General features: G+C 57.7%; 11 protein-coding genes. 5 read left to right on the top strand and 6 right to left on the bottom strand.

The features are described from left to right. Positions 1–114: 114 nt before the first annotated feature. Positions 115–2,106 (bottom strand): sensor histidine kinase, encoded by a 1,992-nt coding sequence (locus tag H6G07_RS17770; RefSeq protein WP_073609297.1) that lies wholly within the window; start codon positions 2,104–2,106, stop codon positions 115–117. 192 nt (positions 2,107–2,298) lie between these two features. Between H6G07_RS17770 and H6G07_RS17765 the strand changes: the two genes are divergently transcribed. From H6G07_RS17765 to kaiC, 3 genes are all read left to right on the top strand, one after another. After that, on the top strand, positions 2,299–3,180 hold the full coding sequence (locus H6G07_RS17765; protein WP_073609296.1) for a circadian clock protein KaiA: 882 nt from the start codon (positions 2,299–2,301) through the stop codon (positions 3,178–3,180). A 71-nt stretch (positions 3,181–3,251) separates the two neighbouring features. Continuing rightward, the gene (kaiB, locus tag H6G07_RS17760; protein WP_073609295.1) at positions 3,252–3,566 is read left to right on the top strand and encodes a circadian clock protein KaiB; all 315 of its coding nucleotides are present in this window, start codon (positions 3,252–3,254) and stop codon (positions 3,564–3,566) included. A 218-nt stretch (positions 3,567–3,784) separates the two neighbouring features. Continuing rightward, complete coding sequence (kaiC, locus tag H6G07_RS17755) at positions 3,785–5,341, top strand: circadian clock protein KaiC (protein WP_073609294.1); 1,557 nt, start codon at positions 3,785–3,787, stop codon at positions 5,339–5,341. On the opposite strand, the gene guaD is transcribed toward kaiC, so the two are convergent. The 4 genes from guaD to H6G07_RS17735 form a co-directional block, all read right to left on the bottom strand. Further along, a complete protein-coding gene (gene guaD / locus H6G07_RS17750; protein WP_073609293.1) occupies positions 5,311–6,675 on the bottom strand; it encodes a guanine deaminase in 1,365 nt (454 codons plus the stop codon). The genes kaiC and guaD overlap by 31 nt on opposite strands. Before the next feature lie 96 nt (positions 6,676–6,771). Continuing rightward, the gene (locus tag H6G07_RS17745; RefSeq protein WP_084173263.1) at positions 6,772–7,614 is read right to left on the bottom strand and encodes a tetratricopeptide repeat protein; all 843 of its coding nucleotides are present in this window, start codon (positions 7,612–7,614) and stop codon (positions 6,772–6,774) included. 166 nt (positions 7,615–7,780) lie between these two features. Beyond that, positions 7,781–9,256 (bottom strand): glycogen synthase GlgA, encoded by a 1,476-nt coding sequence (gene glgA / locus H6G07_RS17740; RefSeq protein WP_073609292.1) that lies wholly within the window; start codon positions 9,254–9,256, stop codon positions 7,781–7,783. A 223-nt stretch (positions 9,257–9,479) separates the two neighbouring features. Beyond that, positions 9,480–9,950 carry an HmpF-related protein gene (locus tag H6G07_RS17735; protein WP_073609291.1) on the bottom strand — a complete coding sequence of 157 codons (471 nt, stop codon included), beginning with the start codon at positions 9,948–9,950 and terminating at the stop codon, positions 9,480–9,482. A gap of 301 nt (positions 9,951–10,251) precedes the next feature. Here H6G07_RS17735 and H6G07_RS17730 point away from each other — a divergent pair, with 301 nt between their 5' ends. Together H6G07_RS17730 and H6G07_RS17725 are read left to right on the top strand one after the other, a co-directional pair. Continuing rightward, a complete protein-coding gene (locus H6G07_RS17730; protein ID WP_171973039.1) occupies positions 10,252–10,428 on the top strand; it encodes a hypothetical protein in 177 nt (58 codons plus the stop codon). 200 nt (positions 10,429–10,628) lie between these two features. Further along, positions 10,629–11,015, top strand: coding sequence for a hypothetical protein (locus H6G07_RS17725; RefSeq protein ID WP_073609290.1), 387 nt, complete (start codon positions 10,629–10,631; stop codon positions 11,013–11,015). Between the two features lie 35 nt (positions 11,016–11,050). On the opposite strand, the gene sipA is transcribed toward H6G07_RS17725, so the two are convergent. Further along, positions 11,051–11,281: a regulatory protein SipA gene (gene sipA, locus H6G07_RS17720; protein ID WP_073609289.1), complete on the bottom strand. Its 231-nt coding sequence runs from the start codon at positions 11,279–11,281 to the stop codon at positions 11,051–11,053. Positions 11,282–11,340: the final 59 nt, after the last annotated feature.

The following is an 11,340-nucleotide window of genomic DNA, read 5'->3' as shown; positions in this document are numbered from 1 at the left end:
GTCTTAGTGCCCGTGGCGGTGGTCTCAATATGCCCAAAGTTGTGAGTAAGAATGCTGCTCAACTATACTGTACGCGCCAATTTTGCCGTCGCAAACCAAATCAACGGCTTTTGCTCAATCGTTAGAGGCCGGATGGTGCTGAGCGATCGCCCGCATGAGGCTCACCACCGCCTGGGCGGGCGGCTGGGTCAGCACCTCTGGGCAGAGCACCAGGGATAGCCCCAGGGCGGCGGTGTCCTGCTCGGCCAGGGGCGTCAGGGCAATCAGGGGCAGGCGGGCCAGGTCTGGATGGCGGGCCAGCGCTTGGAGATAGGAGGTCGCGATCGGTATCTCCCGGTCTAAAATTACGGCCTTAGGTTGCCAGACCCGGCTCAGCAGGCTGGCCTGTTGCAGATCGTCTACCTCCAACAGGCGACAGTGGTAGCGCTGTAGCCAGGTGTACACCAGGGGAGGTAGCGCTCTGCCCCCCCCCGATGGGCGCAGCAAAAGCATGGTCAGCCCGTCGGGGAGGGGCAGCGACAGCGATGGCACCCGGCAAATTTGATCTAGCGTAGGCCGCAATGTCTGCGTCAGGGTTTCTAGATATAGCATCTTTGGTATTGCGGCGTTAGGGGTTGTGGTTTCAGGGGTTGTGGCGATCGCCGCATCCCCTAAAGCTGACCGCAGGGCCACTGCCCCAGGCATCTCTAGGTGCTGGAGGAGAGCCATCTGAGCCGCCGGATCAGCCGGGGCATCGGCCAGCCCTTCCCAATGGATGAGCGTACAGGGGGGGGCGAGACGAGTTTGCATGGCCGCTAGGGTTTGGCAGCAGGGAGCCACCGCTAGGCGGTAGGGGCTGTCCCGCAGGTTGCCGTAGACCTGATCAATGATGGATTGGCTAGCACTGGCCAGCAGCACTAGCGTGGTGTCGCTCTTATCGGTTGCCCCGAACTGGGGCAGCAGCAGCGTAAGGCGGCTACCCCAGCTCGGCGCACTCAAGTTGCTGAGTTCCCCGCCCTGGAGCTGGGTGAAGCGACGGGCCAAGGCCAGCCCTAACCCGTCTAACGATTGGGGAACCGGCTGAACTTCGACATCTGGGGCGATCGCCGTTTCCATTGGTGGGCCAGGGTCAACGATAAACGTTGAACTCCATAGGGTAATCCCTAGCCATGGCCCCCAGGGCTCGATCACCAGCCCGCCGGGGGTTGCGCCGTAGGCGATTAGATAGCCCAGGCTATAGTGAAGACTTTGGCGCAAGCGCAGCGGATCGGCCTGCACCCACCCCTCTGCGATCGCTAAACTCACTGTAAAGTCTTCGGCCCAGATGGCCACTGCCCCGCTGCCCTCAGGCTGGGTGCTAAAGAAGCCAGGCAGTAACTCTTGGGCCAGGGGCTCAAGGTACACCCGCTGGAGCAGCAGCCTGAGCTGGCCTGTCTCTAGCCGCATCCAGTCAAGCAGCAGGTTGATGAGGCCCATTAGCTTGCGAATGGCCTGCCGCATCAGGCTGACGTAGCGAAACTGGCGATCGCTGAGCACCCCCACCCGACTGTCAAGCAGCAGGGTCGATAGCCCCAGCAGGGTTGTCATAGGGGTCTTGAGGGCGTGGCTGAGTTCAAGCACCCAAGCCTGCTGTCCTAACTCCAAGGACGGTGTGTCAAGGCGATCGCCGGTTTTTTGCTCTGATTTAGAGTCGGCTTCGCACTCTGCTAGCCAGGTCACGAGCTGAACGGGGTTGATTACCCCCAGGTACTGACCGTCGGTGCCAATGCCGACCCAGACCCCAGCCGGTGCTTTTAGGACTAGGGCTCTAAGTCTGGTGCTGATCGCGCGATCGCCCCACTCGCTGGCCATTATTTTAACCACGGGTTTTAGCCAAGGTTGGCAGTCGGCCAACTGTAGGGTAGCGGTTTCCCCCGACCCGCCCAGCCGCGAAGTGCCGTGGCTGATCGCCCAGAGTTGCCCGACGGCGATCGCCCCCAGGGGCTGCTGCTCGTCGTTGACCACCACAATGTGGCTGGGGAGATCACCCCCTAACTGCCCCAGGGCATAGGCAATTTTGCCCAGGGGAGTCGTCCAACCGTAGGCCGGAACAGGGCTCAAAACATGGTCGAGGGGCGGCAGCGCCATGGGCTTATTCCCCAAGGGGTTTGCTTCCAGGTTTAAGGGGCAGACCGTATTCTGGCAACCACCCTTTACAATTGACAATATCCTGATATCTCCTAGGCCGGTGTCATCCGTTCTGGCCCAGATAGCCTCTGGCTGTTGTGCCCTGAACGTTGTCCAAGGCCTCATTCATATTCCGCTTACCCCTGTCGCCCCTTGGTTGCTCCTCTTCAAATTTGTATCCTGACCCACGGTGATCAGGTCAAGCAAAATCCCGAGTTAGATCTGGATCCTAGCCGCTACGCAGTGCATCAAACGGCTGTGCTTGGCGATGCCCTTGACTGGCTCCAGAGTCGCCCCGATCTACCCGATTGCTTGGTAGTCGATGACGAGGTTTGGCGACAGGCTCTGCGTCCCGCCTTGATGCAGCTCGGACTGATGCTGCCGGTGGTGGTGCTAATCGACCTGCCAAACTCTACCACTGACCCATCGCTTGAGACTAACGCGGTACCCATTATTGGGCCTGAACCCTACCCCGGAGCCCTAGTGCACCGCGCTGTCGATGCCTTGCCCCAGCTTGACCAAGTCATTCAAAACGCTATCGAGGGATTTTTACGGCTGCCAAATCCTAAGGCTTCATCCCCAACTGCCGCCGCCAATGCTGACAGTCTCTCTAACAGTCTCAGCGCCCAGCAACGTCGCCTGACAGAAAAACTTAAAGCTCGATTAGGCTACCTAGGCGTCTATTACAAACGCAGCTCCAGCTCTTTTTTGCGCCACATGAGCCCCGATGACCGTGCGGCGTTTTTGGGTCAGCTCAAGACCGACTATCGCACGATTGTCTTGGGCTATTTTGCCAAGGATGCAAAAATCAACCTCAATCAGCTAATCGACGACTTTGTCGATCAGGCGTTCATGGCCGATATTTCTGTGGCTCAGATTGTTGAAATTCATATGGAGCTAATGGATCACTTCTCAAAACAGCTCAAACTAGAGGGGCGCAGTGAGGAGATCTTGCTGGACTATCGCCTCACCCTGATCGACGTCATTGCCCACCTGTGCGAAATGTACCGGCGATCGATCCCCCGTGAACCCTAGGGCGATCGCCGTCCTTGCCCCAAAATCTCTCGATACAATCATGCTTGTTCCTGCTTAGCCCAGAGGGTTCTATGAGCTCCATCAAAAAGACCTACATCCTTAAGCTTTACGTCGCGGGCAATACCCCCAACTCCATTCGCGCCCTCAAAACCCTCAACAATATCCTGGAAGAAGAATTTCAGGGCGTCTATGCCCTCAAGGTGATCGACGTGCTGAAAAATCCTCAGCTAGCCGAGGAAGACAAAATCTTGGCCACCCCTACCCTGGCCAAGATTCTGCCGCCGCCCGTGCGCAAAATTATTGGCGACCTGTCGGATCGCGAGCGCGTGCTGATTGGCCTCGACCTGCTCTACGATGAGCTGCGCGAAGACGACATCTATGGCTAGCACCACACCTCGACCGATGGCTCTAGCCTTTGTCAGCAGTTGGGAGACATCACTATCTGTGCTCCGCCCCCGGCGACCCGTGAGGTAATTCTAAATTTTTGGTGCCCAACTCGCTTAAATCCGGTAGGGCAACTGGTTCGGGGTATGCTTAATCCTCAGTAAGATGTCCTGCTAATTTATTAAGGGCAGTTTTTTGCCCATGACGTTATCGATCTCCCATGACAGATTCTGACCAAACTGATTTGCAGCCCTCCGCCCACCCGGCTGGGGTACGAAAAATTCGTACTCTGATTGAAGGTTTCGATGACATCAGTCACGGGGGCATGCCGGCGGGGCGCTCGACCCTGGTAAGTGGCACCTCGGGTACCGGCAAGACCCTGTTTGCGGTGCAGTTTATCTACAACGGCATCACCGAGTTTGACGAGCCGGGGGTATTTGTCACCTTCGAAGAATCGCCCGAAGACATCATTCAAAACGCCTACAGCTTTGGCTGGGACTTGCAGCGCCTCGTGGACGACGGCAAGCTGTTTATTCTTGACGCCTCCCCCGACCCCGAAGGCCAGGACGTGGTGGGCAACTTTGACCTGTCGGCGCTGATTGAGCGCATTCAGTACGCCATCCGTAAATACAAGGCGCGGCGGGTCTCGATCGACTCGGTGACGGCGGTGTTTCAGCAGTATGATGCGGCCTCGGTGGTGCGGCGGGAAATCTTCCGCCTGGTGGCCCGTCTGAAGCTGATGGGCGTGACTACGGTGATGACCACCGAGCGTCTGGATGAGTATGGCCCGGTGGCCCGCTTTGGCGTTGAGGAGTTTGTCTCAGACAATGTGGTGATTGTGCGCAACGCCCTGGAGGGGGAGCGCCGCCGCCGCACCATGGAGATTCTCAAGCTGCGGGGCACTACCCACATGAAGGGGGAGTACCCGTTTACCATCACCAACGGCGGCATCAATATCTTCCCGCTGGGGGCGATGCAGCTGACCCAGCGATCGTCTAACACGCGGGTGTCGTCGGGGGTGCCGACGCTAGACGAAATGTGCGGCGGCGGCTTCTTCAAAGATTCGATTATTCTCGCCACCGGAGCCACGGGTACGGGCAAGACCCTGCTGGTCAGCAAGTTTTTGGTGGACGGCTGCAAGAGCGGCGAACGAGCGATTTTGTTTGCCTACGAAGAGTCGCGCGCCCAGCTCTCCCGCAACGCCTACTCCTGGGGGGTCGATTTTGAGGCGATGGAGGAGCAGGGGCTCTTGAAGATCATCTGCGCCTACCCCGAGTCGGCGGGCTTAGAAGACCATCTGCAAATTATCAAAACCGAGATTTCGCAGTTTAAGCCGTCTCGGGTGGCGATCGACTCGCTCTCGGCCCTCGATCGCGGCGTCAGCAACAACTCCTTCCGGCAGTTTGTAATTGGCGTAACCGGCTTTGCCAAGCAGGAGGAGATCACGGGCTTTTTCACCAACACCACCGAGCAGTTTATGGGGCTGCACTCGATTACCGAGTCGCACATTTCGACCATTACCGACACGATTTTGATGCTGCAATATGTGGAGGTGCGGGGCGAGCTGTCGCGGGCGATCAACGTGTTTAAGATGCGTGGCTCGTGGCACGACAAGGGCATTCGCGAGTACACGATCAACAGCCAGGGGCCAGATATTAAAGACTCCTTCCGCAACCTGGAGCGGATCATCAGTGGTTCGCCCACCCGGATTGCGGTGGATGAAAAGAGCGAGCTATCGCGGATTATTCAAGGAGTGCAGGGGGATTCTGAGCTGTAGGCTAGCTCTCCCATGATGTAAGTGGCGGTGACGGCGCGATCGCCCCCCATAATTACCAGCGAAAACAGCACATCCGCCAGTTCCTCCAGGGTGGTAGGAATTCCTGTTGGATTGCGCAGCGCCAGCAGCGGCGTCGCCTGGGGGTCGAGCACTACAAAGTCGGCCTCCTTGCCGGGGTCAAAGCTGCCCAGCTTGTCTTCCAGGCACAGCGCTCTAGCTCCGCCTAGAGTGGCGAGAAACAGTGCCTTAAAGGCCGAAAGCTTTTGCCCCCGAAGCTGGGCCACCTTGTAGGCCTCGTTGGTGGTTTGCAGCATCGAAAAGCTGGTGCCTGCCCCCACATCGGTGCCTAAGCCCACTTTGACCGGATATGCAGGGTTCTTGGCCTGCTCAATGCGAAACAGGCCGCTGCCAAGAAACAGGTTAGAGGTGGGGCAGAAGGAAATTGCCGCCTTGGCCTCAGAGAGCCGCTGAAATTCGGCATCGGTGAGCTGCACGCCGTGGGCAAACAGCGATCGCGCCCTTACCAGCCCCGTTTGGTCATACACATCCAAGTAGCCCGAATACTGGGGAAACATCTCCTGGATCCAGGCCACCTCACTAATATTTTCTGACAGGTGGGTGTGCAGGTAAACATCGGGAAACTCATCCAGCAGCTGGGCCGCCAGCTTTAGCTGGGCTTCGCTAGAGGTGCCCGCAAACCGTGGGGTGACGGCGTAGAGCAGTCGCCCCCGCCCATGCCATTTCTCAATCAGCGCCTTCGACTCATCGTAGGAGGACTGAGCCGTATCGCAAAGATAGTCAGGGGCGTTGCGATCCATCATCACCTTGCCGCTGATCATGCGCAGGTTTCGGTCTTCGGCAACTTCAAAAAATGCATCCACCGAGGCCGGAAACACCGCCGCAAACACCAGAGCCGTGGTGGTGCCATTTTTTAACAGCTCCTCTAGAAACAGCTCGGCCACCGTGCGAGCATAGGCCGCATCCGCAAACTTGCCCTCGATCGGGAAGGTGTAGCGATTTAGCCACTCCAACAGCTGCTCGCCGTAGGCGGCCATCATGCCCGTTTGGGGGTAATGGATGTGGGTGTCGATAAAGCCGGGGGTAATTAGCTTGCCGGTGTAGTTGCTGATGGGGATGTCGCCTAGAGTCGGGGATATCTCCTCGTAGGGGCCTAGGGCTGCAATGTGACCATCCTGCACCACTAGCAGCCCATCGGGGATATACCGCATAGCCTGAGCTTCAGGGACGTAAAAGGGATCGGCTATGCAGTCTAACAGCGCTCCACGAATGGCCACCGTGCCGCCAGTGGCTGGTGTTGCCGGTGTTTGTCCCATCGCCTTGTCTGTCCTGTAGTTATTCGCAGGTCACTATATCACCCCGTTCTAGGGCGCTAAGCGTACAGGATTACGCCACTGCTGACTATTCTGGGCCTACTGGGCTCCATCCACGAGCTGTTTAAAGCGAGGGTGGTGGCGCATGGTGTCGAAATGGGCGTCAATTTGCACCATTACCCGATACATGTAGGGGCTGAGGACAAAGGTGCGGTAGAGGTTTTTGAGGGTTTGCTCTAGGTCACCGGCCATGGCATAGGCGCGGGCCTTGCCATACCAGGCGTTGGGGTTGTGGGTCTGGTGACTGAGGGAAATATCAAAACTCTGAATGGCCTCGCTATAGCGCCCCATTTGAATCAGCACCGTACCCTGCTGGTTCCAAATGTAGTGGGCATCGGGCTTTTGGCCTAGGGCCTGGTGCAGCGCTTGAAGGGCCTCTTCGTAGCGGTGCAGGCCGCAGAGAGCAACTCCCTGGTTATAGCGAGCCCGGTGGTCTTGGGGGCTGAGTTTGAGGCTGTGCCCAAAGCTGACGACGGCATCGCAGTAGCGACGCAGCTGGTTTTGGGCAGTACCGAGGTTATACCAGGCTTTGTTGTCGCTGGGGCTAAGCTTGACCGCTCGCTCTAAGTGGGTAACGGCTTCTTCAAAGTGGCTGAGTCTAGCCAGGGCGTGCCCCTTGCCGTGCCAGGCCAAGCCGTAGTCGGGATTGTGGGCGATCGCCTGGTTAAAGCTTTCGATTGAGGCCTCAAACTGCTTCAGGGCAGCCAGGCAAAAGCCGTGCAGCGTCCACACCTCGTAGTCGGTGTCGTCAAGGGTGAGCACGGCCTGAAACCGCGACAGAGCCTCGCTGTGACGACCAATGGCATAGAGGGCGTCCCCCTGACCTCGGAGGAGCTTGGCGCGAGTGAGCTTAGGTAGGGTGGCGTCAGATCCGGCAGACATTCATTTAACAGACACCGTTTAGGGTGCTGGATGGTAGGCCTATCCCCAAGCTTGCCCATTTCATGGGGGCGATCGCTAAGGTCAGCAGGGTAGCCCCACATCAGCTTTACATCCATCAAGCAACCGTCAAACCAGCGCTGCTCGCAGGGATGCTTTGTATCTTACGCTACTTGTGGCGCACATACTCGTACAGGTCGACGTAGGCCTGAGCCGGATGATTCCAGGAAAAGTCGTAGGCCATCCCCTGCCGAGCAATTTGCTTGAAGATCTCAGGCTCCTGGTTCCAAATGTCAAAGGCGCGGTTCATCGCCGACTCAAGGGCCACCGTGTCATTTTGGAAGAAGACAAAGCCGTTGCGCTCCTCCGGCCCATGCAGGGTGTCATAGTCCCAGTCAAAGACGGTATTCACCAGGCCGCCCACGCCGCGCACAATGGGCACAGTGCCGTACCGCAGACCGATCATCTGAGTGAGGCCGCAGGGCTCAAAGTTGCTGGGCACCACAATCATGTCGGCCCCAGCGTAGATCAGGTGGGCCAGCTCTTCGTTAAAGCTCAGCTCCAGGTGCACGTCGGGGTTGTCGTTGAGGAAGAGTTTTTCGTGCCAGAACCAGTCGTTGATGCTCTTCTCGGTAGCCGAGCCCAGCAGCACAAACTGCGCCCCCCGCTCTAGGGCGTAGTACATGGCGTGGTGGACGAGATGGACGCCCTTTTGATCGTCCAAACGGCCAATGAAGGCTACCAGGGGTTTGTCGCTCTGGCTCAGGAGTAGGCGATCGCGCAGTTCCTTCTTATTTAGCGCCTTGTCTTCGAAGGTGGCCAGCCCGTAGTGGTGGGGAATGTAGCGATCGCTCTCCGGATTCCAGACCTCTGGGTCAATGCCGTTGAGAATGCCTGAGAACTTGTGCTGATTGGTGTGTAGCGTGTGCCCCAGACCAAAGCCTTGGTCAGTGTGCTGGGCCTCCCAGGCGTGGTAGGGCGACACCGTGTTGACGTGGTTGGCGTAGGTGATACCCCCCTTCATAAAGTTGATCGCAAAGGGGTTAAAGTCGTCGCGCAGTCGGTAAGGCTGAAAGTAGTACTCGGGCCGATTGAGGCCCGTCGCCGCCAAAATCTCGTTGCCGCCAAAACCCTGGTGCTTGAAGTTGTGGATGGTGTACAGCGTGCGCTGAAACTCCATGCCGTTGTACTTATAAATCTCAAACAGCATCACCGGAATCAGCCCGGTCTGCCAGTCGTGGCAGTGAATCACATCGGGGCGCTTGTTGCTGCGCAGCAAAAACTCCATCGCCGCCTTGCTAAAGAAGGCAAAGCGCATGGGGTCGTCATCACAGCCGTAGTAGCAGCCCCGGTTAAAGAACATCTCCCACGACTTGGGCTCGATAAAGAAACAGAGCCTACCGTGCACCCAGCCGCACAGCACATCGCAGCGAATGTCAGTACCAAACCAGGGCACCACCAGATCGCTGTAGGCCTCGTGCAGCCCCCAGATGTGGTCGTACCGCATGCAGTCGTACTTAGGCAGAATGATCTCGACGCAGTGGCCTCGGTTTTCTAGCTCACGGCTAAGGCCGTAAACCACGTCGCCCAGCCCCCCGGCTTTAATAACTGGGGCACATTCCGAAGCAATCTGCACGATATACATAGGGCCTTCCCGTCATAAAACTTCATTTTTAATGCCCCTATTCAATCAGGATGTTGGGGCATAGGCAAGCGTCTGAGGGTAGGGAGTAGGGGGTTAGGCGAGTAAGGAGTAGGGGGTAGGGAGTGGGGAGTAGGGAGTGGGGAACTTGCACTTGGGCGATAAACAATTCATTCGCCCATCTACCCATCCACTCCCCACCCATCCACCCCTCACCCCTCACCCCTCACTCCTCACCCCCCTCCCCCTGCATCTGCTGCAACGCCTGCCAGCGAGTTTCTAATTCCTCGCGTTCCTGCTTCAGGCTGCGCTCTAGCTCCTGAATTTCGTCGCGGCGGGCAGCGGTTTCGAGGGCGCGGCGATCGACCTCTTGGCTCTTGAGGGTTAGCGACTGCCGCCACCGTTCGGCCCGCTCAATTTCTTGCTCTAGGGCTTCGGGGGTGACCCCATAGGCCAGATAGTGCTCGACTAAGCCGAGCACCCAGGGGGTAGCATCTTGCACCGCTACAATCTGATTCAGGTTGTCGAGGTCTACCAGCACCAGATTGCCTTCTTGAAAGGCGAGGAGGCGGGTGGTTTCGACGATGCGTTCTGAGGGCAGCAGCGCCCAGGTCGATTCAGAGGTCTGTTCGGCCAGCAGCAGCAGTTCTGCACCACCCAAAAATGCTTTTTTTTGAACCTTCGCCAGGTATTGCATTAGCTGTTGACTCTATACCCCTATGGCACGAGTATACCCGGTGAACTCTTGATTTCAGAGCAGTGCTGTGGCGGAGCCCGTTCAGCGATCGCCAGGCTCCGACCGTGAGAATACGGACATGTACTCTCCCAGGTGCACAACTCTTGATGAAGAAACTAGGTTATCCCGCCGATGCCGCCCCTCTGGTCACTCAGTAAAATCGAGGTACTATACAAAGCGTTATAGTTTTCGGGGGTAACACTCAGGTTGTGTTATGCATTCCCCGGAATAGCCACGGTTCGACCAATCAGAGTGCGTTACCATGTCAAACCTTGAGCAGACCATCGAACAAATGTTTGCCGCCCGTCGCCTAACCCGAAACGACCAACAGCAATTGATGGCCATGTTTTCTCAGCGTGACCTAAGCCCCAAGGATGCCGCCTTGATCAATCGGGTTTATGAAGCGCTTAGCCAGGGGAGACTGCGGGTCGTCGATTGACTTTTCAGCCAGGCCTTAGCAATTTTGCCTTAGCCCCTCAGGAAGCCAGCCATCAGGCCTTGGGCGGCCTCAGTTTATAAAAGGGGGCTTTTTTGTGGGCGATGGAATTATCAGACAGTGCCGCTGCTGTCTGATAGATCGAGATTGGGCCAGAGCCAGATTCGGGGTAAGATCTCCACGACGTTAACTACTGTAAAGTCATGTCAGACACGCCGGATGCTTCCCCTGAGAAGCCCAAGAAAAAAATTATTACCGTGGGAGTGAAACAAGACGGCGGCGGCGGCGGGGGCGAGGAGCGCCCTAGGAGTCAGGGTAAGCGCTCGGGTGGCGGCGGTGGTCGAGGCCGCGATCGCGACGATCGCGATCGCAAGCCCTCAGTCCCTCCCGCTCTCATGCGCGGTCCTAAACCCAAGCCCAAGGTTGAGGCGGTCGAGGAGCCTGAAGCAGCGCCGGAAGAGACGGTAGCAGATGACGTTGCAGCAGACACCGTCGCCGCTGCTGAAGGTGACGCTACGGAAGGCGATGCTGCTGAAACTACGGCAGATAGCCCCGCTGCTGAGGCCGATACTGAAGTCTCGCCAGCTTAGTTGGTAACAAGGGATGACTTGCAGGCCCCGGTAGTTTAGTCTGCCGGGGTTTCTGCTAGCTCTAAAAACTGGCTATCGACGAGAAAAGACCCTTTATCAAATTTGATGCCCCAATAGCCGCCGGGGCGACGGTTGAGAATTACCCCTTCGGCCCCCAACGGAATCGTATCGGCGGGACGCAGCATGGGCATGGGGTCGGCGGTTTTGAAATAGGGGGGCAGGGCGGCGAGGCGGACGCGATCGCCGACGGCAAATTCAGATGTCATGGCCACCTCTGGGTCAACATAAGGTTAACTGCTCCAAACCTAGGGCTGGGGTGCTCTGG

Source organism: Phormidium tenue FACHB-1052, assembly GCF_014696675.1.
Classification (GTDB): domain Bacteria; phylum Cyanobacteriota; class Cyanobacteriia; order Phormidesmidales; family Phormidesmidaceae; genus Nodosilinea; species Nodosilinea tenuis_A.
The sequence above is the reverse complement of the archived record's forward strand: the minus strand, read 5'-3'. Positions and strand labels throughout refer to the sequence as shown.